Source organism: Halosegnis rubeus, assembly GCF_009184545.1.
GTDB classification, from domain to species: domain Archaea; phylum Halobacteriota; class Halobacteria; order Halobacteriales; family Haloarculaceae; genus Halosegnis; species Halosegnis rubeus.
This window is the reverse complement of record NZ_QJOW01000002.1, coordinates 167766-190587: the sequence shown is the minus strand read 5'-3', so window position 1 is coordinate 190587 and position 22822 is coordinate 167766. Positions and strand designations below refer to the sequence as shown.

21 protein-coding genes are annotated in these 22822 nt (G+C 64.9%); 6 read left to right on the top strand and 15 right to left on the bottom strand.

All coding sequences use genetic code 11. The features are described 5' to 3' along the window. Positions 1 to 147: 147 nt before the first annotated feature. Genes DMP03_RS05530 through DMP03_RS05520 form a run of 3 tightly spaced genes read left to right on the top strand, consistent with a single transcriptional unit; the run spans position 148 to position 3125 of the window. Positions 148 to 462 carry an EMC6-like membrane protein gene (locus tag DMP03_RS05530; protein ID WP_152119707.1) on the top strand — a complete coding sequence of 105 codons (315 nt, stop codon included), beginning with the start codon at positions 148 to 150 and terminating at the stop codon, positions 460 to 462. Beyond that, the gene (locus DMP03_RS05525) at positions 462 to 2309 is read left to right on the top strand and encodes a ribosome biogenesis/translation initiation ATPase RLI (RefSeq protein ID WP_152119706.1); all 1848 of its coding nucleotides are present in this window, start codon (positions 462 to 464) and stop codon (positions 2307 to 2309) included. Before DMP03_RS05530 ends, DMP03_RS05525 begins: the two co-directional genes overlap by 1 nt. Positions 2310 to 2351: 42 nt before the next feature. Further along, a complete protein-coding gene (locus DMP03_RS05520) occupies positions 2352 to 3125 on the top strand; it encodes a PHP domain-containing protein (protein WP_152119705.1) in 774 nt (257 codons plus the stop codon). Between the two features lie 113 nt (positions 3126 to 3238). Here DMP03_RS05520 and DMP03_RS05515 read toward each other — a convergent pair whose 3' ends face one another. Further along, positions 3239 to 3472, bottom strand: a complete 234-nt coding sequence (locus DMP03_RS05515; protein WP_152119704.1) for a DUF7573 domain-containing protein — start codon at positions 3470 to 3472, stop codon at positions 3239 to 3241. Positions 3473 to 3548: 76 nt separating this feature from the next. Here DMP03_RS05515 and DMP03_RS05510 point away from each other — a divergent pair, with 76 nt between their 5' ends. Continuing rightward, the gene (locus DMP03_RS05510) at positions 3549 to 3755 is read left to right on the top strand and encodes a hypothetical protein (protein WP_152119703.1); all 207 of its coding nucleotides are present in this window, start codon (positions 3549 to 3551) and stop codon (positions 3753 to 3755) included. On the opposite strand, the gene DMP03_RS05505 is transcribed toward DMP03_RS05510, so the two are convergent. Together DMP03_RS05505 and DMP03_RS05500 are read right to left on the bottom strand one after the other, a co-directional pair. Further along, complete coding sequence (locus DMP03_RS05505; RefSeq protein WP_152119702.1) at positions 3756 to 4730, bottom strand: 5,10-methylenetetrahydromethanopterin reductase; 975 nt, start codon at positions 4728 to 4730, stop codon at positions 3756 to 3758. A 98-nt stretch (positions 4731 to 4828) separates the two neighbouring features. Further along, on the bottom strand, positions 4829 to 6796 hold the full coding sequence (locus DMP03_RS05500) for an aconitate hydratase (RefSeq protein ID WP_152119701.1): 1968 nt from the start codon (positions 6794 to 6796) through the stop codon (positions 4829 to 4831). A 256-nt stretch (positions 6797 to 7052) separates the two neighbouring features. On the opposite strand from DMP03_RS05500, the gene DMP03_RS05495 reads away from it, so the two are divergent. Beyond that, the gene (locus tag DMP03_RS05495) at positions 7053 to 7799 is read left to right on the top strand and encodes a coenzyme F420-0:L-glutamate ligase (protein WP_152119700.1); all 747 of its coding nucleotides are present in this window, start codon (positions 7053 to 7055) and stop codon (positions 7797 to 7799) included. Here the strand turns inward: DMP03_RS05495 and DMP03_RS05490 are convergent, their stop codons facing one another. From DMP03_RS05490 to DMP03_RS05480, 3 genes are read right to left on the bottom strand one after another with little or no spacing between them, the layout of a single operon-like run. Then, complete coding sequence (locus tag DMP03_RS05490) at positions 7800 to 8588, bottom strand: ABC transporter permease (RefSeq protein ID WP_152119699.1); 789 nt, start codon at positions 8586 to 8588, stop codon at positions 7800 to 7802. Beyond that, positions 8585 to 9526 carry an ABC transporter ATP-binding protein gene (locus tag DMP03_RS05485; RefSeq protein ID WP_152119698.1) on the bottom strand — a complete coding sequence of 314 codons (942 nt, stop codon included), beginning with the start codon at positions 9524 to 9526 and terminating at the stop codon, positions 8585 to 8587. The genes DMP03_RS05490 and DMP03_RS05485 overlap by 4 nt, the downstream gene beginning before the upstream one ends. Positions 9527 to 9565: 39 nt before the next feature. Beyond that, positions 9566 to 9913 carry a cell division protein SepF gene (locus tag DMP03_RS05480; RefSeq protein ID WP_075937894.1) on the bottom strand — a complete coding sequence of 116 codons (348 nt, stop codon included), beginning with the start codon at positions 9911 to 9913 and terminating at the stop codon, positions 9566 to 9568. Positions 9914 to 10009: 96 nt separating this feature from the next. On the opposite strand from DMP03_RS05480, the gene DMP03_RS05475 reads away from it, so the two are divergent. Beyond that, positions 10010 to 10720, top strand: coding sequence for a DUF1028 domain-containing protein (locus DMP03_RS05475; protein WP_152119697.1), 711 nt, complete (start codon positions 10010 to 10012; stop codon positions 10718 to 10720). A 307-nt stretch (positions 10721 to 11027) separates the two neighbouring features. Here DMP03_RS05475 and DMP03_RS05470 read toward each other — a convergent pair whose 3' ends face one another. The 9 genes from DMP03_RS05470 to DMP03_RS05430 form a co-directional block, all read right to left on the bottom strand. Then, a complete protein-coding gene (locus tag DMP03_RS05470; protein WP_152119696.1) occupies positions 11028 to 11507 on the bottom strand; it encodes an RNA-binding protein in 480 nt (159 codons plus the stop codon). 54 nt (positions 11508 to 11561) lie between these two features. Beyond that, a complete protein-coding gene (locus DMP03_RS05465) occupies positions 11562 to 12179 on the bottom strand; it encodes a class I SAM-dependent methyltransferase (RefSeq protein ID WP_152119695.1) in 618 nt (205 codons plus the stop codon). 44 nt (positions 12180 to 12223) lie between these two features. Next, complete coding sequence (locus DMP03_RS05460) at positions 12224 to 13276, bottom strand: hypothetical protein (protein WP_152119694.1); 1053 nt, start codon at positions 13274 to 13276, stop codon at positions 12224 to 12226. Positions 13277 to 13286: 10 nt separating this feature from the next. Further along, a complete protein-coding gene (locus DMP03_RS05455; RefSeq protein ID WP_152119693.1) occupies positions 13287 to 13901 on the bottom strand; it encodes a CAP domain-containing protein in 615 nt (204 codons plus the stop codon). Between the two features lie 78 nt (positions 13902 to 13979). Then, positions 13980 to 17348 (bottom strand): PKD domain-containing protein, encoded by a 3369-nt coding sequence (locus DMP03_RS05450; protein WP_152119692.1) that lies wholly within the window; start codon positions 17346 to 17348, stop codon positions 13980 to 13982. Positions 17349 to 17435: 87 nt separating this feature from the next. After that, positions 17436 to 17699 carry a hypothetical protein gene (locus DMP03_RS05445; protein WP_152119691.1) on the bottom strand — a complete coding sequence of 88 codons (264 nt, stop codon included), beginning with the start codon at positions 17697 to 17699 and terminating at the stop codon, positions 17436 to 17438. A gap of 31 nt (positions 17700 to 17730) precedes the next feature. After that, positions 17731 to 19029 (bottom strand): hypothetical protein, encoded by a 1299-nt coding sequence (locus DMP03_RS05440; RefSeq protein WP_152119690.1) that lies wholly within the window; start codon positions 19027 to 19029, stop codon positions 17731 to 17733. A 2-nt stretch (positions 19030 to 19031) separates the two neighbouring features. Next, positions 19032 to 21161, bottom strand: a complete 2130-nt coding sequence (locus DMP03_RS05435) for a type II secretion system F family protein (protein WP_152119689.1) — start codon at positions 21159 to 21161, stop codon at positions 19032 to 19034. Continuing rightward, positions 21151 to 22800: a type II/IV secretion system ATPase subunit gene (locus tag DMP03_RS05430; protein ID WP_152119688.1), complete on the bottom strand. Its 1650-nt coding sequence runs from the start codon at positions 22798 to 22800 to the stop codon at positions 21151 to 21153. The genes DMP03_RS05435 and DMP03_RS05430 overlap by 11 nt, the downstream gene beginning before the upstream one ends. Between the last annotated feature and the right edge of the window lie 22 nt (positions 22801 to 22822).

The window sequence follows — 22822 nt, the reverse complement described above, 5'->3', positions numbered from 1 at the left end:
ACGTCTGACGTCATAAACATGAAGGTGAGTTATTGCTAACCGCCCCACAGCAGGCCGCGAGCGACGAATGTGAGGGGCCGACGCACCAGGTTCGCGTGCGGTTGTGGCTTCGAATCGCTTTTGCCGTCAGGGAGACGACGGAGGTACATGGCGACCGACACCGCTGGCCGCTTCTCCTCACATCTGCGCGGAGTCGTGGTCACATCACTGGCGTGTTCGATGGGGCTTGCCGCTGCGGTCGCGTCGTCGGTCGTGACGGCCGGCCTCCAGACGCCCGCAACGAGCAACCAGGCGCTATACGTGCTGGTGGGGGCGATCCTCGTTCAGTTCCCCGTCCTGTCGGTCATGGGTATCGACGTCGGTGAGTTCTCGACGAAGGACTACCTCTACGTCGCGTTCATGACCTTCGCGCTCTGGTTCATCAGTTGGGGTATCCTGCTGACCACGGGGAGTAGCTTCTAATGGCCGGCGATTCTATCGCTGTCGTCGACTTAGACCGGTGTCAGCCCGACCGGTGTAACTACGAGTGCATGAACTACTGCCCGCCGAACCGGACGGGCAAGGAGTGTATCGTCGAGCGCAGTGACTACTTCGGCGAGGACGAACCCCACGAAGGGGGCGACGACCAGATCCTAATTTCCGAGGAGATCTGTCTGGGCGAGAGCTGTGGGATCTGCGTCGAGAAGTGCCCGTTCGACGCCATCGAAATCATCAATCTGCCCCAGGAACTCGACGAGAACCCGACCCACCGCTACGGCGAGAATGCGTTCGGTCTCTACGGGCTTCCAGCGCCCGAATCGGGGACTGTCACCGGTATCCTCGGCCCGAACGGCATCGGGAAGACGACGGCCGTCCGCATCCTCGCCGGCGAAATCGAGCCGAATCTCGGCCGCCACACCGACACCCCCTCTTGGGACGAGGTGATGGACGCGTACCGTGGCACCGGACTGCAGTCGTATCTCGCAGAGCTGCGCGAGGGTGACGTGACCGTCGCGCGCAAGCCACAGTACGTCGATAAGATTCCGAGCAGCTTCTCGGGAATCACCCGCGAACTCATCGAGGGCGTCGACGAACGCGGCATCGCAGACGAGATCACCGAGCGGCTCGACATCCAGCCGGTGCTCGACCAGCCGATCGACACGCTCTCTGGCGGGGAGCTTCAGCGAGTCGCGCTCGCGGCGACGCTCGTGCGCGACGCCGACTTCTACTTCCTCGATGAGATTACGCCGTATCTCGACATCGGCCAGCGCGTTACCGCCTCGCGGCTCATCCAAGACCTCGCCGCGGACGGGGACCGCTCGATGCTCGTCGTCGAACACGACCTCGCCGTGCTCGATCTGTTGGCGGACTCCATTCACGTCGCGTACGGTGAGCCGTCCGCCTACGGTGTCATCACCGACCCGAAGAGCACGAAAAGCGGCATCAACGAGTACCTCTCCGGCTATCTCGACAACGAGAACATGCGAATCCGACAGGAGGCAATTGAGTTCGAGCAGCACGCGCCACGCGTGGCCTCCAACACCGACACGCTCGTCGAGTATCCGGCGCTCTCGAAGTCTTACGGCGAAGGGGAGTTCTCACTCGACATCGAGGCCGGCGAAATCCGCAACAACGAGGTGTTGGGTATCGTCGGGCCGAACGGTATCGGGAAGTCGACGTTCGCGAAGATGCTCGCCGGCAAGCTCGACCCAGACGAGGGGAGTCTCGACGCGAACCTCGACATCTCGTACAAGCCGCAGTACGTCGACATCGACCAGCCGATGCGCGTCGACGCGTTCTTGTCATCGATTACGGACCAGTTCGGCTCCTCCTACTGGGAGACGGAAATCGCCCAGCCGCTCCAACTCCAGCGAATCATGGAGCAGAACCTCACCGACCTCTCGGGCGGCGAGCGGCAACGGGTCGCCATCGCGGCGTGTCTCTCGAAGGACGCCGACCTCTATCTCTTGGACGAGCCGTCGGCCCACCTCGACGTGGAACAGCGGGTGCTCGCCACCCGTGCCATCCGTCGGTACACCGAGAACCACAAGGCGACGGCGATGGTCATCGACCACGATATTTACATGATCGACCTCCTCGCCGACCGGCTACAGGTGTTCGACGGCCAGCCGGCGGAACACGGCCATGCCGACCAGCCGGTCGGGATGCGCGAGGGGATGAACGAGTTCCTCGCGAACCTCGACGTGACGTTCCGGCGCGACCAGCGCACTGGTCGCCCGCGCATCAACAAGCCCGGCTCACAGAAGGACCGCGAGCAGAAGAACGCCGGCGAGTACTACTACGCGCCCGCCGACGACGAGGAGCTGTAACGGACCCGAAGCTTCCTATCCGTGGCTCTCCTTGGTCGGGGTATGCGCTGTGATTATCACACTCATACGACCTACTCGGACGGCTCTTTTCTCGGGTGGATGGTCCACGCCGCCGAGAGCGCCGGGCTCGATGCCATCGGCATCACCGACCACTGTATCGTCTCCTCGCGCGAGGGACCGCGCCACCAGCGCGAGAACATGGGCTTCAACCTCGACGTGACGTACGAGCGCCGGAGGGCCGCCATCGACGCCCTGAACGAACGCCGCGACATCGATGTTATCGACGGCGTCGAGATGGATTTCCACCCGGACGACGAGACAGAAATCGCGGCCTTCCTCGACGAGGTCGGCTTCGAGTACGCCGTCGGGAGCGTCCACGAGGTAGACGGCACGAACGTCCACTTCGAGGACCACTTCGCCGAGCAGTCGGCGGCTGCACGCCGCGACCACGTCACCACCTACTTCGACCGCCTGGTCGCACTCATCGAGTCGGAGCTGTTCGACATCGCCGCCCACGTCGACCTCATCGAGCGCAACAGCACGCTCCGGGGGCTGGCGACGGACGAGCAGTACCGACGGGTGGCCGAGGCGTTCACCGACTCTCGGACCGTTCCAGAACTGAATGCCGGGCGCGTCCTCTCGGAGTACGGCGAGGTCCACCCTACCCCGCAGTTCATGGAGATACTCCGGGAGGAAGGCGTCGAGTTCGTCTTCGGTACCGACTCACACGACCCGAGCGAAATCGAGCCGCGCAAAGAGGAGCTAGAGAAGTTCGCCGCGACCCACGGCGTGGAGACGACGACGCTGGCGCTGTAAGGGGCACACAGGTGGACCCCGCGGGTCGGTAGCAGGTGGTCCACGCGGTCACCTGAGTCTGCTACCGTCGATAGCCAGCCGATGAGGTCGGTGGCCGCGTCATCCCACAAAAGCTACCAGTTCTTGCAGTCGGTACAGACGAACCGACCGTCGTCGTGCCAGCGGCGCGTCACGACCGCTCCACAGCCCTCACAGGGCGTGCCGTCGGGCGAGAACCGGGCCGTCGCGAGGAGTTCCTCGGCGTCGTCAGTCGAATCGTCCGAGGTTCGGTCACTCGCGTCCCGCTTGTCCGGCGTGTCCGGCGCGTCAGCGTCGTCGGAAAAGTCCGACAGCGAGTGGTCGCTCACGCCCGTAACTCGACACACAGCGGCAAGAACGTGGCGAACCCGCAACTGAGAAGTAGTCGCACACCAACCGGGACACATGGCAGGCTTCATCCAGAACACGATACAGGGTGTCATCGAGTACTTCGGCGGCGTCATCATGCAGAGTCCCGAGCAGGCGATTCTCGTCGCCCTCGGCGGACTCATCGTCGGCGGCGCGTCGGCGGTGTTCGGCGTGCTCTCGCTCGGTGCCGTCGTCAGTCTCGTCGGTCGCGCGCTCCCGACCGCCGGCCCGCCGGACCAGTAACTACGACAGCGTCTCTCCTGTGAGGTCGATTGCCGTCTCCAGGTCGGGACCGAGTGGCGACCCGACGACCAGAGTATCCGCGTGTGCTAACACCTCCTCCGCCCGCGCAGCGACCGCCTCTGGCGTCCCGGCGATACAGAACGCGTCGACCATCGGCTCGGTCACCTGCTCGAAGGCCGCTTCGAAGTTCCCCGCTGCAATCGAATCACCGATAGCGTCGGCCACCCCGGGGTCGATGCCGTGTCGCTGGAGGACGGGCGGGGCGGCTCCCGACGCGATGAACGCGACCGGCGGGCGGGCGGCAGCGCGTGCCGCGTCGGCGTCCGCTGCGACCGAAACGGAGGCGTACGCCGCCAGTTCGAACTCGCCGCGCTCGTCGGGCCGGTCGGATTTCCCTTCCTCGACGCGGTCGCGCGCCCACGCGAGGTCGTCTGGATGCGAGCCGTTGAACAACAGTCCATCGGCGTGTTTGCCGGCCATCCGGCACATGTGCGGCCCTTCGCCGCCGACGTACACCGGGATGTCGGCCCCCTGTGGTGGCTCGAAGTTCAGTCCCGCGTCGGCCGCGGTGTGGACCCCCTCACGGGAGACGCGCTCGCCGTCCCAGACCCGTTGAGCGTCCTTGAACGCCTGAATCGTCGCCGAAAGCCCCTGCTCGCGCTCGACGCCGAGGTTCCGGAGCGTCGACGGGTCACCCGGTCCGATGCCGAACACGGCACGCCCGCCCGAGGACTCGTCTAAGGTTGCGACCTTTCCGGCGAGCGTGAGCGGATGGGTGTCGTAGGGGTTGGCGACGCCGGGACCGACGCGGGCGCTGTCCGTCTGCCGGGCGATGCGGTCGAGCGCGACGAACGGGTCGCGGTTGTTGTAGTGCGACGAGCAGAAGATGGTGTCGAAGCCGGCGGCCTCGGCGCGCGCGCCAAGCTCGCCCAGCCGGGAGACGGGGTGTTCGGGCGTGAGTTCGATACCGAGCATACTACCGCTTGGGGGGCCACTGCCTTTGTGTCACCGACCGCTCGGTGTGTTGCCGGTGGTCGTCGCTGGACTGGCAAAAAAACGGAAAACGGGACGGTTCAGTCGTCGGCGGGTGCCGCGCCCTCGGCGTCGTACTGCGAGCGCGTGAGCGACAGCTTGCCACCGGCGGAGAGGATCTCGCGTTCGCGCGCAGAGGCGTCGAGGTGAGCGGTGAGCTCCCAGTCGTCGTTGACGCGGACGGTGAACTCCTCCTGTCCGGAGTCGACCGCTTCGGCCACGTCGTCGACGATTTCGATGTCGTCGCCCTGCTCGATGTTCGCGTAGTCCGCTTCGTCGATAGTGAGCGGGACGAGACCGAAGTTGAACAGGTTCGCCTTGTGGATGCGGGCAAAGGACTGTGCGAGGACGCCCTCGATGCCGAGATACATCGGACAGAGGGCCGCGTGTTCACGCGAGGAACCCTGACCGTAGTTCTCGCCGGCGACGAGGAAGCCGCCGTCGGAGTCCAGTGCACGCTGTGCGAACGTGTCGTCGACACGCGAGAGCGTGAACTCGGAGAGCTTCGGGATGTTCGACCGGTACATCAGGATATCCTGCGTCGCAGGGATGATGTGGTCGGTCGTGATGTTGTCGTCCATCTTGAGCAGCGCCTCGCCCTCGAGCTTGGAGTCGAGGGGGTCTTTCAGCGGCACGTCGCCGATGTTCGGCCCCTTGACGAGCTCGTCGTCGACGGCCTCGTCGGGCGCGATGAGGTCGGTCTTCGAGCCGTTGTACTTGTCCGGCATCTGGACGCCCGGCGCGTCCAGCCCGAGTTCGTCGGCGAGGTCGCGTGGGTCGGTGAGTTCGCCCTTGATGGCGGCTGCGGCCGCGACCTCCGGCGAGGAGAGGAAGACGGAGTCGTCCTCGATGCCGGAGCGACCCTCGAAGTTGCGGTTGAACGTCCGGACGGAGACGGAGTCGGAGGCCGGCACGTGGCCGATACCGATACAGGCACCACAGGTGGCCTCGGAGAAGTTCACACCGGCGGCCATCATCTCTGCGGTCCAGCCCTCGCGAGCGAGAATCTCGGACGCCTGCTTGGAGCCGGGCGCGACGATCATCTCAGTCTTCATGTCGATCTCCTGGCCTTTCAGCATCTTCGCGGCGGGGAGGATGTCCTCGTAGCCACCGTTCGTACAGGAGCCGACGATGACCTGCTCGACGTCCTGACCGGCCACCTCACGCACGGGGACGACGTTGTCCGGCATGGACGGCTTGGCGACGAGCGGCTCGATGTCGCTCAGATCGACGACGATCTCGTCGTCGTACTCGGCGTCTTCGTCGGGACCGATCTGCTCGAAGACGTCTTCGCGACCCTGTCGGGAGAGGTACTCGCGAGTCTCCTCGTCGGTCGGGAAGATGGAGGAGGTCGCGCCGAGTTCCGTCCCCATGTTGGTGATGGTCGTTCGCTCCGGCACGTTGAGCGTCTCGACGCCGGGACCGGTGTACTCGAAGATCTTGCCGACGCCGCCCTTCACGGAGAGCCGTCGGAGCATCTCGAGGATGACGTCCTTGGCCGAGGACCACTCGGGAAGCTCGCCCTCGAGTCGCACGTTGACGACCTCCGGCATCTCGATGTAGTACGGGCCACCGCCCATGGCGACGGCCACGTCGAGTCCACCGGAACCGATGGCGAGTTCGCCCAGTCCGCCCGGCGTGGGCGTGTGAGAGTCCGAGCCGAGCATCGTCTTGCCCGGGGCGGCGAAGTTCTCCTTGTGGACGTTGTGACAGATACCGTTGCCCGGTCGCGAGAAGTGCGCGCCGAAGGTTCCTGCCGCAGAGCGGAGGAAGCGGTGGTCGTCCGTATTCTTGAAGTCGAACTGGTAAGTCTGGTGGTCACAGTACTGTGCCGCGACCTCGGTTTGGACCTCGTCCAGCCCGAGCGCCTCGAACTGCAGCCAAACGAACGTGCCGGTGGTGTCCTGCGTGAGGACCTGATCGATCTCGATACCGATTTCTTCTCCTGTCTCGAGCTCCCCTTCGACGAGGTGCTCCGAGAGGATTTTCTCCGTTAGCGTCTGTCCCATAACGTCAGCATATCTACCAGCCTGAACTATAAATCCGGCGTGTTTGCCCGATTTTGCGCCGAACAGCCCGCGAAACGGTCAGTGTCGGGTTCGTGAGAGCTTCCGTCTGACCCCGCCTGCCGCAAACGTGGCTCAGGGAGTCGTACATGGACGTTCACGACAGAGTGTGTTGACACGCCCCACGGACCAGTCGGGCATCGGTCATGTCCCGACGAGAGACCGGGTCACTTTTTCGCCGCTGTATCGACTGGACGGTATGCATCTGTTCGCTGTCGACGGTCTCCCCGAGATCGCGGCCGGCGACGACCTCGCGGCGCTCATCGACGCTCGCGTCGAGTTCGAGGACGGTGACGTGTTGTGTGTCGCCTCCACCGTCGTCTCGAAGGCCGAAGGCCGCAGCTACGACTACGAGGACTTCGAGGCCGGCGAGTGGAGCCGCGATATCGCCGCCCGCCTCGAATCCATCACCGGCGACGAGAAGGACCCCCGGTTCGCGCAGGCCGTCATCGAGGAGAGCGAGGAGCTCATCGTGGAAGCCCCGTTCATTCTCGCGGTCACGAAGTTCGGCCACATTACCGTCAACGCGGGCATCGACCGCTCGAACGTGCCGGATGGTGACCTGCTGCTCCTGCCCGAGGATCCGTCGGCGTCGGCACAGCGCCTCTCCGACGCGCTCGGCGTAGCCGTGGTCGTCACCGACACTTCCGGGCGACCGTTCCGCTACGGCCAGCGCGGCGTCGCCGTCGGCTGGGCGGGGATGCCGGCCTCCCGGGACTGGCGGGGCGAACACGACCGCGACGGCCGGGAACTCGGCGTCACGGTCCAGTCGGTCGTGGACGAACTCGCCGGCGCGGCGAATCTCGTCGCCGGGGAGGGCGACGGTGGGACCCCCGCCGTGGTCGTGCGCGACTGGGAGTTCGGTGAGCATGATGGTTCAGAAAATCTGTTCCGCGACGAGGAGGACGATATCGTCCGCGAGGCACTGCGCGACTGGGAGTTCTGATTACTCGATAATCCCGTAGCCGCGCCGGAACAGGAGCACGTCGAGACCAACGACGACAACCGTGAGTCCGACGAGCACGGCCAAGGAGAGATTCGCGTTCACGTCCGTGTAGCCGAGGAACCCGTATCTGACGCCGTTGACCATGTACACCATCGGATTCAACAGTGACACCTGCGCCCAGAACTCCGGGAGCGTCTCCAGCGAGTAGAAGACGCCGCCGAAGAATGTGAGCGGTCGGAGGATGAACTGATTGAGCACGGTCAGATAATCGAAGTCCCGCGCCCACAGGCCCCCGACGACGCCGAAGGCAGCAAACAGCGTCACAATCGTGAGCATGAACGCGGCGAGATACAGCGGTTTCCGGACGGGAACGCGTCCCCCATCGATGGCGAAAGGGACGAACAGCAGACCGACGACGACGATGATGACGCCGACGACCAGTCCACGCAGGGCAGAGGCCGCGACGTACGCCAACACCTGACTGGAGTACGGCAGCGGCGAGGTGAGCACCTCGTGGATGTACTCGTTCCACCGGCCGTGGAAAATCGAGAAGGAGGCGTTCTCGAAGGCGTTGGAGATGGCACCGAGCACGACCAGTCCAGGGAGGATAAAGAGGATGTAGTCGTACCCCTGAATCTCCGCGATGCGGTCACCGAGGATGACCCCGAAGACGGCGAAATAGAGGACGTTCGTGATGGCCGGCGGGATGAACGTGTTCCGGGGGCGGCGCACGAAGCGGAGGATCTCGCGCTTGAGCAGCGACCGAAAGCCCGTCCCCAGAGGGGTCATCGGGTCACCTCCCCGCCGGCGTCGGTGTCAGCGCGCGTCATCCCGACGAACACCTCTTCGAGCGAAGCGCGCCGCAGGTCGAGATTCGTGACCTCGTAGCCGCCGCGGTCGAGCGCGCGAATCACGGCCGCCGCACGCGACCCGGCGTCGTCGACAGTCACCGAGAGGTCGGTTCCGTCGAGCGTCGCGCCGTAGACGCCCTCGCGGTCGAACGCGGGCACACTCTCGGGGGCGTCGGCGAGCGTGACGACGAGCGTGTCCTCGCCGCGTCCGCGCAAGTCGTCCGGAGAGGCCACCTCCACCTTCCGGCCGGCGTCCATGATTGCGACCGTGTCACAGAGCCGTTCTGCCTCCTCGATGTAGTGGGTGGTGAGCAGGACCGTCGTACCGTCGTCGTTGAGCCGCTGGACCAGCTCCCACAGCTCGCGGCGGAGTTCCACGTCGACGCCGGCGGTCGGCTCGTCGAGGATCAGGAGGTCCGGGTCGGTGACGAGGGCACGCGCCAGCAGGAACCGGCGTTTCATCCCGCCCGACAGCCAGTCGAAGCGGGTGTCGCGCTTGTCGTAGATGCCGACGGTCTTGAGTGCCTCGTCGGCGCGGCGTGCGGCCTCGTCGGGGGCGACGCCGTGGTAGCCGGCCTTGTGTTCGAGCACCTCGCGAATCGGAAAGAATCGGTCGACGTTGAACTCCTGTGGCGCGAGCCCGATGCGGTTGCGGGCTTCCTGATACTCGCTTTCGACGTCGTGGCCGAACACCTCGGCGGAGCCGGCCGTCGAGCGTGCGAGACCGACGAGGATGTTGATGAATGTCGTCTTGCCGGCCCCGTTCGGGCCGAGCAAGCCGAAGAACTCGCCCTCAGCTACCTCGAATGAGAGGCCGTCGAGCGCCCGCACGTCTCCGTACTCCTTGACGAGGCCGTTAGCGCGTATCGCGGTCATACAGAAGCGAACGGCGGCGCGGGGGTAAACGGCCCGTTTCTACTCCAGTCGCGAGCGGGCGACCGAGATGCCGCCCGGCGTGATGATGAGTTGGTCGTCGTCCTTCTGGATGATGTCGCCGCCGACCTCGTCGGCGACCTGTTTCAGCTCATCGGAGATGTGCTCCATCGTGCGGTCGGTCGTCGTGTGGCGGGTGATATCCGCGATGACGATGTCGCCGTCGTAGATGGCGTCCTTGATTGGTACCACGTCGCCCTGCTCGCCAATCGTGGCGATGTGTACCTGCGTCCCCGAGTCCGACGGCGTAGCGTCGAAGTCGTCGATGTCGAGTTCGACGTAGTCGTCGGTGCTCCGGTCACCACCCAACAGCCTGCTCATCAGTCCCATACTGGCGAAACGCGGCGTCGCGGGGGAAAACTCTTGCGTCAGACGCCAGGTGACCCCGATCACAAGCGTTTCCTCGCGAGCGTCGAACCCCCGGCTGTGACATTCAGCATCTGCGTCCGCGACCCGTACGAGACTGACGACGGCAGCGAAGAGACACGCTTCGGCGTCGCCGTCACCACCCGCCTCGCGGCGGTCGGCACGCTGTGTCCCTTCGCCAACGAGCACGGAGCCGTCGCCACCCAGTCGCTCGTCAACGTCGAACTCGGCGAGAGGGGCGTCGAGTATCTCGCCGACGGTCTCGCCGTCGACGACGCGCTCCAGTCCCTGCTCAACGCCGACGAGGGTGCCCCGAACCGCCAACTCCACGGCGTCGACGACGAGGGCACGTTCGCCTTCTCCGGTGGCGACTGCAAGGAGTGGTACGGCCATATCGAGCGCGAGAACTTCACCGTCGCCGGTAATCTCCTCACCGGCGAATCGGTCGTAGAGGCGACCGCCGACGCTTACGAGGCGAGCGACGCTGACCTGCCGCTGGCCGAGCGCCTCGTCGACGCGCTCGCGGCCGGCCACGCCGAGGGCGGCGACAAGCGCGAGGAATTGGAGGTGCAGTCGGCCGCGCTCATCGTCACGACCACCGAGGACCGCGAGATGGAGCCATACTACAACGACCTGCGCGTCGACGCCTCGAAGACGCCGGTCGAAGATCTGCGTGAGACGTACGAACTCGCCGACGAGAGCTATCAGGCCGCAGTGGAGAAGTACGAGGAGAGCTACGAGGAGGACGATATCGACGCGGGAGAAGAGTAGAGCCGCTGTCGTGTCTGCTATACGGCCGGTTCTGTGTCGTTTGGTTTCGACACCACCCCGTTCGCTATCACGTCAACACCCCCTGCTCGTCGTCACTTCGACACCACCGCCACCACTCTCGTTGCTTGGCCTCGGGACCGGTACCGCGCCAACCCTCCCCCGGACCGCACACGCTCGCACGGCGAGCGGTGCGGTAGGCCACCGCCACGGTTGCCTGTGCGGGTGACGTGGTCCGAGCGCGAATCAGCACGAGGTCGCGAACCATCAAAGCCGAAGTCAGCAAGCCGTCAAGGCAAAAACAGCAGTCCTAAACAGCGAACTCGAACAGGTCGTCGCCGACGTGGTGGAGCGACTCGACCACCTTCCCGCTGTCGCCGACCATCTCGGAGCCGCCGACCTGCGCGCGACCAATGGCGAGCACCTTGCCGTGGCTCTCCTCGGCAATCGCGACCAGATCGTCCGCCTCGATGTCCGCGTCGGCCTCAACGATGCCGGGACGCATCACGTCAGCGCCGTCCGAGACGAACGAGATCGCGCCGGCGTCGACGGTGACGACGCGACTTTCGGGCGCGAACTCCTGTGCGCCGTTGACCGTCAGCGACGGCTCCCCATCGAAGAAGACCACGTACGGGTCGCCGTCGACGAGGACGACCCGCTGGTCGGAGTCGTCGAACGTCACGTCCTCGAAGCTGTCGCCGTCGATTTCGACCCCAAACGTCGCCCGAATCGTCTCGACGATGTCGTCGATTTCGTCGCCGCGCAGGTGGTGGCGCGATTTGACCTCCATATCTTGGAGTACGCCGGTGGGCGAATAAATCCGTCCATACCGCCGACAAGTCGGTCAGGGCGTCCGGAAGACCCGAATCGTGTCTCGGGAGGTCGGCTCGCGAAGCAGATGGGCACAGCCGCGCTCACCGAACACCTGCTTCCAGTCCCGGTGATACAGTGGGAACTCACCGTCGACACAACTGGTCTCCGACTCGCCACGGCCACGCGTCGGACTGTTCCCCTCGTTTTCTGCGGTCACGATGAGGTCGTCGCTGACGCGCACCACCTCGTCGAACACCCACGTGTCGTCCGGGTGGATATGCTGGAGCGTCTCGACGGAGTACACCACGTCGAAGGCGTCCGTCTCGTAGTCGAGGAGGATATCCTCGATTGCCCCGGCGTGGAAGGTACCCGTCTCCGCGAGCGTGGGGTACGCCTCGTCCATCACGTCGAAGGAGTCCTCGTTGATGTCGATGCCGGTCAGGTGCTCGTAGCCGTGCTCGCGGAGGGTTTCGAGGTGACGGCCGGAGCCACAGCCGAGTTCGAGAATGCGCGCGTCGGTGTCGGCGTAGTGGTCAAGCACGTCGAGCAGCGTTTCGCTCACCTGATTCGGTCCGAGGTCGGCGTAGTACTGTGGGGAGTAGCGGCCCGACCGACCGGCCCAGTCGTCGCGTACCTCATCAGGGTCCATATTCCCGATACACGCTTAGCTGGTAAATGTCGTGCGACCCGCGCTCACGCCGACTCCCCCTCGCAGTCGAACGCCCGGTCGAACTGCGTCTTCGACGATTCGTAGGTCTCACTCGCGGCGTGGGTCTCGCCCGCGAGCGCCGACTCGCCCGCAGCCCGGAGCGTTTCCGCCGACTCGACGAACCCCGGGGCGCGACACGCCACCGTCTCGAGCCACGAGGAGAACAGCGACACGTCGCGGTCGAGGGCCGTCGGGACGGCCGTCGCGGCGGTGTCGAACTTCTCGCGGGCGATACGTGCCAGCCGGACGCTCCGCTCGTACTCGTCGGCTTCGAACGCAGTCCGGGCCTGCCCGAGTGCGCCGAATCCGTCGAGTTGGTGTATCAGTCCGCGCGCCGCCGGCTCCCACCGATACACCAGCGTCGACACGTACGTCTGTTCGGCCTGCTCGTCCATAATCGAGAACCCGTCGACGTTGGCCTCGATACCGTCGGTCGCGAACTGCTGGAGGAGTTGACTCGCCGCGACACGCTCCTGTGACATGCTCGCCAAGTCCTCCCGTGCTCCCGTGTAGAACTTGTAGGCGTCCCCGACCTGAGTCGACATGTGCGCGTCGATGCCGCGGTACAGCCGCGAGAATCCCTCCGCGATTGCCGTGTACTCCTGATACTTCGTGTTCGTGTACTCGCCGACCGACAAGAGGAGTTCGACGTGCGCCTGCTGGCGCTTGCTTCCCTCCTCGCGCACCGGGACAAGCGTATCCCGTACGACCGTGAGCGGATCGTACACGTCGGCTCGTTCGTGGGCTGCGTACCCGCGGAACCCGCTGTCTTCGTCCATCGCGAGGTCGCCGTCGTCGACGACCTGTAACGACTGGACCGCCTCGAACGCTGTCGCCGCTTCCGGCCGGGCCGTCTCCAGTGCGGCCGTCACCTCCGGATTCGCGGGTGTCGGCGTCGCCGTCGACTCCGGCGTCGGACTGGCCGTCTGGGCCGTCGTCGCTGTTCGCGTCTCGGTCGACTCGTCGCTGCTGTTACAGCCGGCGAGTGCGCCGGCGAGGGCTGTGCCACACGCTGTGAGGATGGTTCGTCGGTTCATCGTTGGGGGGTTACTGTGTCGGTGTCTGCCGGTCAACGTCGTACTTCGAGAGCTCTGCCGTCCAGTAGATGCGCGGCTCGGCCGTGACGTACACGCCGATTCCCTCCTCCGTGTTGTGTTCTCTGAGGAGGGCATCACGGTGAGCGGGGGAGTCGAGCCACCCATCAACCGCCATCTGAGCTAACTCTTCGACAGAAAGATCGGTTACAGGATTCTCGATTGTGAGCAGATTCTCATATACCACTCGTGAATGGTACCCATACTTTGGCAGGCGGCTGATGTGGAGTTCACCATCGGGATTCTCATGAGCATAGAAATCCCTAACCGCCATATCTCGTGAATGGAGTCGGGCAATATCGGCCAACTCTGAGTCGTATGAGAGTGGGCTTCGAGAGTGCTCCCGTCTTGCCGCATTGGTGGCTTTGTGAGTGAGGCGTTCCAATTCCCGCACGTCTGGAACAATTGAGTGGTGAGTAGCCTCGTACTCTGGAATTTTCTGTACGTTAGCAGCCTCAGTCGGGCTGGTTCGCTCACCTGGATTTGTCCGAAACTCACCCAAACAACCGGTGGTAAGAGTGGAAGTGAGCGTGGCACCACTTAATCGCAACACTCGTCGTCGGTTCATGTCGACACACCCGTTCTGACTTGTTTTTCCATAAATGTTTCAGATATTTTCTAGTAGAACAAAGTCATTATCTGCCCTCTATTCGGCAACCCTGGAGGTCATTTCATCTTGCTCCGTCATTTCGGTATCTAGCAGAACCGCATCAAGTCGATTCTGTACAGACTGATCATCTTTGTCGTCTCTCGCGGCCTCTGTCTGTTCGGTGGAGGAATCCGTATCTGGTGTAGATTCAGAGATTTGAGTCCCGGCTCCAGAGTTCGTAATTTGCTCACTCTGTACCGCCTCAACGTGTCCTCTCGCCGCATCATAGACACGATTGTCTGCCTGATCGCGGGATACTGCATTGGTAGTCCCATCTGACGGAGTCACCGTTGGCTCAGTGGATCCGACAGTTTGACCACCGTCCGCGTCAGATTGCGAATCCTGAATCTCACCGTTGCGAGCAGCAATTGCAGTCCCGTTGATGTCACCGTGTGGACCAACTTTGATGACGACAGTTACCGTGGTTTGAGGCCCCGAGTCAATTCCCTGCTCAATTTCAGGATTGTTCAGCGATTTGTGTCTATTTAATGCGATTTGACTACCTCCTGCAAAGGACGAACCAGACGATTGCTCCGCCTCCGATTCAAGGAACCTAGCCTCACTACGACTGACTTCCCTCGTTATTGTGTAACTGTCTGGAGCAACGGTATCTCTGACTTTATCAACCGCTGCTGCTGCGGCAGAGCCAAGATACGAAATCTCGTTCTTTCGGGAATCAGAGAGTTCCTGCGTCGCAAGACTACGAGGATAATGTTGCCTGTGGGCATCATTATCACCGATGCTTGCCGTCATTTCACCGGATCCAGACAGCACGAGTACCTCATTCTCTTCATTCTTCTCAGTTATATTCATATCAGGACTAGCTTGGGTCTCTCTACACGACATCGTAGTAACCCGAACAGACCGGTACGTCTCTGCACCGTGGTTGTCCGTCGCGGTGTAGGTCGCGGAGCTAACGCCCGGTGAGTCAAGATGTATCGGCATCCGTCTGTCCCACTCGCCGGTAGCGGTGTCCCCCTCTTCGGTGACGATGGTCGGATTCAGTCGCACCGACTCGCCGACACAGCCGGTGACGGCGGGCGGGAGTTCGATTTGTGGGTCGCGGTTTTCGTCGCTAATCTCAACCACCTTCGTCGCGGTCGCCGTCTGGCCGGCAGTGTCGGTGACGGTGAGCGCGATGCGCCGCGTCTCGCCGGGCGCGTCGTCGAAGGTGTGGGTCGCGGTCGACTGGTCGTAGCTGTACGCGCCGTCCCACGAGTAGTCGACGATACCTTCGTCGTCGACGGCGTTTGCCTCGAACGTCGCCTCGCTACCGGGTGCGACCGTGTTCGGCCCGGAGATGGAGACGGCGGGTGGCCGGTCAGTGTCCGTTGAACCGCCGGACAACTCGTCGCCGACAGCGGACTGCGGTGACTGCGGCGACTGAGAGGACTGCGTCGCCGAGCTATCGGACACTGTCGTGGAGTCGGTAGTCGGTGGCGCATCGGTAGCCGGCGGCGACGCATCGGTCGGAGCTGTGCTATCGAGCGAGACAGCGGGGAGGTTCGTCGCGCGGATCTGCTTGTCGAGGACGACCGACTCCGCGTTGGTGTCGACGACGCGGACGCGGACGATATCGCCTTCGGTAATGTGGTCTTCCGCGAGATGGACGGTGAGTGCCTCACCGTTTTGCCATACCGCGGGCGAGTCGCGCGTCGTCGTGCCGCTGAGCCCCTCGACGATGCTGCTGGCACGCGCAGGCGGCTCGTCGCTGCCGTCGACCTCCAAGAACGGCAGTCGGTCGAGGACGTGGTCGGGTGGGCCGTCGTCGGCACTCTCGCCGGCATCGTCTGCAACTGTCTCGTCGTCCTCAGCGTCCTCTTCGTCTCCCGTGTCAGGGCCGGATGCAGCGACGCTCGCTTGTTCTGGCGACCCGACTGCTGGGGAGTCGGTGAGTCCGCGCTCGACGGATTCGACGCTGTCGTCGAAGGTTGCCGTCGTCTCCGTCTCCGTGACGACCGTCGTCTTCGGCACCATCCGGTAGTGGCTGATGAGACGCTCCGTCGTGGTGCCGGTTCGAATCCGCTGCTCGACGATACCGTACGTCGGCTGCTGGACCGTGACGGTCGTCTCGCCGATTGCCCCGTCGCTGGCGAGCGACCACCCGTCGCCCGGCTGTCGCGGGGCGAGTTTCGTCTGGGTCTGCTCGACTGACTCGGTCCGGACCGGCGTGTCGCTGACCCGGGTCCAATCGTCGCCCGGTGCCTCGGCCGCGAGCGTCGTCTCCGTTCGTGTTCGGTCGACGCGTGAAACGACGGCTGCGCTCTTTCGCGTCCATCCCGGTGCGGGCGGATCAGTTGCGACCTCGCTGTCGGTTCGCTCGACCGTCATGTGGTCGAACGCGCGCGGTGATGCTTTCCGCCAGCCGTCGCCCGTCGGCTCGCTCGTCGAGAGCGTCTGTTCTGTCGTCCGGTCGACGCGTTCGTATCGGTAGAACGCCTCGGTGTCGTAGTCGGCCCGCCACTGCCACTCGTAGATCGGCTGGCGGACGGTCTCGTACACCGGGACGCGCTCGTACTCGTACACCGGTTCACGAACTGTTTCGCAGGTCCGCCCGCGGGCGAACCCCCACGGCGACGGCGAACACTCCGTGTGGGTCTCGTAGCCGGCGTGGACGCGTTCACGCTCCATGTCGACGAGTCGCCGCTCCGTCTCGGTTCCCGTCCGGACCTTCTCTCGCGTCCGGCCTTTGTACACCGAGTCGGTGTGAACGACGCCGCTGGCGCGCGACCACGCCGGACCGGGCGACTCCCAGTCGACGGTCGTCTCGCGGTCGGTGACGGTGCGCTCCCACCGGTAGCGCGGGACACGTTCCGTCCACGTGTGGTGCCAGCGGTACTGGGGCACCTGTTCGGTCACCGTGTGGTTCCAGCGGTGTATCGGTCGTTCGGTCGTGACGGTGCGGTTCCACCGGTAGGTCGGGACGGTCTGTTCGACGCGTTCGGTCCCGGTCTGGACGCGCTTTCGGACGGTCTCGTAGACGGGTCGTGTGACCGTCTCGTACACCGGTTCGGGTTCGAGCCCGTTGGTGACCGTCCGGGTCGTCGTCTCGGTCGTTGTCTCGCTTCGCTCGACGGCCGCTCCGGCGTCGGTGACGGTGAACCCGCGCTTGTCGGAGTTCGGGAACGTGACCCGAACCGTCGTGGCGTCGAGATCGAGGTCCGATCCGATGACGGGAACGACGCGGAGTTGATTCTGAGAGACGATATCGACGCTGGCGTGCTCGATTGTCGTCTCCGGGTCGGTCTGTTCGTCCATCCGTGTCGAGAGACCGGCGTAGACGACGCCGCTCATCACCACCATCAGCGCGACGGCGACGATCATGCCGGTCGTGGACGCGGACGCCTGCTCGTCTGTTGTGAGCATTGGGGGATTAGATGTGGTCGGTCGGGAAGCGGTACGGGCATCGGGACTCACTCCTCGTCGGGTGGGCTGTCGCGAGGTCGGGGACGCTCACGGTCGGTCGACATCGCTCACCCCCTCGTCGACGACGGCTTCGAGCAACGTCTCGACGGCCGTGTCACGGCCCAGTCGAGGGTCGTCGTCGTCGAGGACGGATTCGAGGACGCCGCGCTGGCGCTCGGTCTCATCGGCGAGCGCGGCGACGAGTCGTTCGAGTCTGTCGAGTCGCTGCTCGCGGGCGCGTTCCAGTCGGTCGACGCGGCTGCGAAGCGCACGAAACGCCGGGTCGGCGTCGGAAGTATCGTGTGGTGACATGGGGTGGCTGTCTCGTATTGGTATATAAACGTCAGTCGTGGGTGTTCTGGACGCGAATCTCGAAGACGACGACCCGCGGGTCGCCGTCGCCGCCGCTGGCGTCTGGAAGCGTGACCCGGACGCGTTCGGTCCGTTCGCTCGTTTCGCTCGTCGGTCGGGTCACCTCGGGAGCGGTGTACTCGAACGTGACCGTCCCGTCGCCGGCCGAGAGTCGGTCGCGGCTGGTCGCTCCGCCGGCGAGCCGGCCGTCGGTCTCGACGCGGGCCGTCACCGGCACGTCCGGCTGTGGGTTCCCGTAGTCGTCGGCGACGCGTGCGGTGAGCCTCGTGGTCGTTCCCTCGGTGACGACGGGCGTCCGGTCGCCGGTCGCGAGATACGCCGACTCCGGCTCGCTGTCGTCGGGAAATCCGGGCTGGTGGCCGGTTCGCCAGCCGACCTTCGCCATGTCGAGCCGGTAGCTGACGCCGGTCTCCAGCGAGACGGTGAGCGTGCCGTCGCTCTTCTCGACGCCGGTGACGTAGCGCCCGTCGCCGTCGGAGTCGGGCGCGGCAGGGGTCGTGTCGTCGTCGATTTCGGCGGCGAGCAGTTCTCGCCACCGTCGCTCGGAGAGCGTCGTCTCGAACCGCACCCGAATCGGTGTCTCCGTCGACTGCTCGACCCGGACCGCGCGGTCGGACGTCGAGAGTCGCTCGGTGCGGAGAGTGAGCGGCTTCGTCTGGCTGGCCGCGATGTCGCCGGTCGTCCAGACGAGATTCAGGTTCCGGCCGTCGACCACCTCGCCGCCGGCGACCGGTTCGGCGTGGTCGCTGTACTCCTCGGTGAGGACACCCTGTGCGAGCCGCGTCGTCGGCGCGTCATACTGATGGTAGCCGGGCGTGTATTCGAGCGCGGTCGTCTCCCGCGCGATGGGGCTGCCATCGAAGTGGTCGGCAGCGCTGGGGTTGGTGGCCGTCGCGCCCGTGACAGTGAGCCTACCGGCGTCCTCGGTGTTGAGCGTCCCGTATGGCCCGGGTGGCTGGGCGAGAATCAGGTAGGTCGGATAGCTGTCGCCCATCCGGAGGACGCTGGCCTGTCCGTCCGCGCCGTCGGCGACGACGCCGCGGTCGGCCTGTATCTCCTGCATGTCGGCGAGGACGGTGCTGGAGTGGCGCAACTCCGTCTCCGACTGCACCTGCGGAGCCAGCGACACCTGTGCGACCAACAGGAGGCTGAACAGGCTCCCGATAGCGAGTATCAGCCCGATTTGGGTTGCCTGTGCGCGTGTCTCGCCGGTGAACGTCGATGCCGGCGTGCTGTCGGTGCTACTGTCGTGTTGTGGTGTGTCGGTCATGGTCAGACGAAACAGAAGACGACGGTCGCGAGCAGGAGCTGTGGCAGTGCGAGCTTCAGTCCGGCGAGCGCGCTGTCGTAGGCGATTTGTCCGGAGACGAGTCCGGTCGCGAGCGCCTGCAACAGCGCGCCGTGGAACAGGACGACCCGGAAGGCGTCGATGTCGATGTTCGTGCCGAAGGTGGTCGCGCCGAGTTCGCTCGCCTGCGAGGCGGCCTCGACCATCGGCGGGAGGTAAAACTCGATGACGCCGACCGCGACGACGAGATACAGCAGAAAGCCCATCACGCCGATGACGAGTTGGTTGCGCGTCTCGTCGCGCCGGCGCGTCTCCAGCCGGTAGGCGTTGCGCACGTCGTCGGCAACGACGGTGAGGACGGCCCGTACGCGCCCGCTGGCGGCGTTCGCCTCCGCGAGCAGGTGGACGACCCGGGTGAGCCGTTCGTTGCGAACGCGGTTCGACATCCGGCGGAGCGCGTCGCCGAGGACGACGTTGTAGTTCAACGCGTGGTCGACGCGCTGGAACTCGCCCGCGAGATACCCCTCCGAGGTCTCACCGACCAGCCCGATGTTTTGCGCAAGCGTCATCCCCGTCTCGGAGGTGCTGGCGAGCTTTCGCACCACGTCCGGGAGTTCGCGGTTGACGCGCTGGCGGTGGCGGTACTGCCGTTCGTGGAAGTAGGCGAGCGGGACGAGTACGCCGAACAGCGGCACGACGACCGAGAGGAGCGTCGTCGCAATCGGTGCGGCGAGGAAGCCGGTCGGCGTCGGAACCGAAATCCCCGCGAGCGCGAGCACGCCGACGTATACGAGTGCAATCGGAACCGAGATGGCGAGCGAGACGACCGGTCGCCGGCGCACGAGGTCGATCGGCGCACGGAGTGTCCGAACCGTGGACTGTCGACGCAGCGCGGCACGCAACCCCTCGATACCGCTCGCCTCGGCCGCCGAGAGAGCGTCGGTGTGGCCGCTGGTCCGACTGGGTGCGCGGTCGGTCGTCTCGCCGTCGAGGCGGTCGGCGAGTTCGCCGACGGAGACGCGGTCGTCGTCCACCGGGAGCGTCGGGGAGGTGCCGAGGTCGTCCGGCGAAACCGTGTCGATGAGGACGATGAACCCGACGGCGACGGTCGGGACGAGCACGTAGACGACCAACTGGAGCCGCGCCATCCCCGACCCCGAGATAGCGACCATGATGGTGAGCGTGATGAGCAAGAAGAGCGGGAAGGCGACGCCCGCAATCATGTACAGTTGCGCGTACATGCCGACGGTATCGACCATGCGGTCGTTCGCGCGGAGCCGCCGCTCCTGGTACTCCTCGGCCTTGCTCCGGAGGAACGGCGTCACGTCGCCGCCCGTGTCGATGATACCGATCATGTCGTCGAGCAGTTCCGCGAGTTCGGTGGAGGGCGTCGATTCGCGCGCACTCCGGAGCGCCGACCGCAGGTCGGAGCCGAAGAAGTCCATGTCGTTCGTCACCGCCTGGAAGGCGACGGCCACCTCGCCGTAGGTGTCTTCCGTCTCGGCGAGTCGGCGCACGATGGCGGGAAACGGGAGGTCGCCCTGCGAGAGCGCGAACATGTAGGTGACCGCCTGCGGGAGCAGATAGTCGATGGCGCGCTCGCGCTGATAGGCTGCGAATCTGGGCGCGTAGTAGAGGGTCGCGCCGACCGGCACCGCAAACAGCAGGGCGACTGATAGCGTGACAGTGGCCATCGCGAGCGGTGTCTTCACCACGTCGACGGCCGGCGAGAGCGGTCCGAGCGGAACGGCAAGCCCGAGTGCCGAGAACACGCCGAGTTGTCGAAACAAGAGTGCGAACAGCAGTCCGACGACCGTCCCGACGGCGAAGGTGAGCAGCGTCCACAGCGTCGTGCGGGCGAGGTATCGGTCGTACGTCTCCTCGTAGCGCGCCTGATTCACGACCCGGCGATACGACTCGAATCTGTCGTGTCGGTCGCGGAACTTCCCGGCGAACTGCCGGTAGGCGAACCGGTCGAGCCGGCTCCGGTCGGCGTCGGACGCGACTCGTTCGCGAACCCCGACGATGGCGTCGGCGACCCGGTTGAGGAGTTCGGTCCGACGGTCTTCGTCGTCTGCAACCTCGAAGGTCGCGTCGTCGGTGCTACTCGCCACCGTCACCCGCCTCGATGTGGTGGAGCGTCTCGGCGTCGAGCGTGCCGGCGCGTACCTGCTCGATGACGCGGTCGGGCGAGCGCTCGAAGGCCCGCACCGCGGCCGAGACCGCCTCGTAGCCGCTGATATCCTCGTCGACCAAGTACGCGAGCAGTTCGCGCCGACGGTCGGTCCGGCCGTCGATAGCCGGCTGTTCCTGCCGGAGGGTCGCCATGTGTGCCGACCGGTTCACCTGTCTGATGGTGTCGTCGTGTTCGCTCCACTCGAAGACAGTACGCGTCTTGAGCCGGCCGCTCTCGATGTCGAGCACCTCCGCAATCTCGGTGTTGCGCCGCTCGCTCTCGGAGCCGACCTGCGCCTGAAAACAGAGAAAGCCCAACTCGGAGATGAGTTCCTTCTCGACACCCATCCGCGGACCTTGCAAGCGGTTGAGGACGGCCTCGACGCGGTCGGCGTGGAACGTCGAGTAGGTCGTGTGGCCGGTGGACATCGCCTCGAACATGTCGCGGGCTTCCTCACCGCGCACCTCGCCGACGAGGATGTACTCCGGCCGCTGCCGGAGTGCGCCCCGCAGCAGGTCGAACATGTCGATACCCGTCTCGTCGGCGTCGCCGGTCATCGGCTCGCGGGTGAGCGAGGCGACCCAGTTTTCCTGTGGAATCTGGAGTTCGCGGGTGTCTTCGATGGAGACGACCTTTGATTTCGGCGGGAGAAACATCGAGAGTGCGTTGAGTGCGGTGGTCTTCCCCGAGGCGGTTCCGCCGGCGACGATGCCCGAAAGGCCGGCGTCGATGCAGGTCCACAGATACGCGAGCTGGTCGACGGTGAACGTGTCGAGGTGTACCAAATCGACCGGCGTGAACGGCACCTCGCGGAACTTCCGGATGGTGAAGTTCTCGCCGCGCGGGGCGACCTCGTCCAGCGTGAGCTGGATGCGCGAGCCGTCCGGGAGGGCGGTCCCCTGCATTGGTTTCGCCGTCGAGATATCCTTCCCAGACCGCTGGGCGAGCGTCTTGATGAACGAGCGGAGTTCGCCCGCTCCGTACTCGATGTTCGTCGCGAGGTCCTCGTAGTCGCGGTGGTAGACGAAGACGGGACTCTCGGGAGCGTTACACGAAACCTCCTCTAATCGAGGGTCGGACATCAGCGGGTCGACCTTCCCGAAGTGGACGAGGTTCCGCTTGAGGTAGTAGCAGATCTGCTGGAACGACGACTCGGGCACGTCCAGCCCGGGCAGTTCGTCGATGACGCGGCGAGCCTGTCGTTCGAGCATCGTCTCGCGTTCGTGTTCGTCCTCGCCGGGCGCAACGCGGTGAACGAGATGCTCGCGGAGTTCGCGCTCAAGCTCCCGATAGACGTAGTGTTCGTGCTCGTCGAGGTCCGGCTCGACGACGTGGTAGCTGTACTCGTCGGTGCGGGCGTCCCGAAGGACAACCGCGAAGGCGAACGGACGGACGAGCCAGTAGCGCTCGGCGATTTCGACCGCGTTGTCGGTCTCCGTCCCGAGTTCCGTGCGCATCGGTACGAGGAGGTTCCGGGTTCGTTCGTCGGGAATCGGCCCGTCGCTGTGGTCGCCACCGGCCGAATCGAGCGGCAGGGCCGGCCTGCCGGGGGGTGTCGACTCGCTCGAGTCACTCATCGTGGTAGCCGGTTCTACCCCA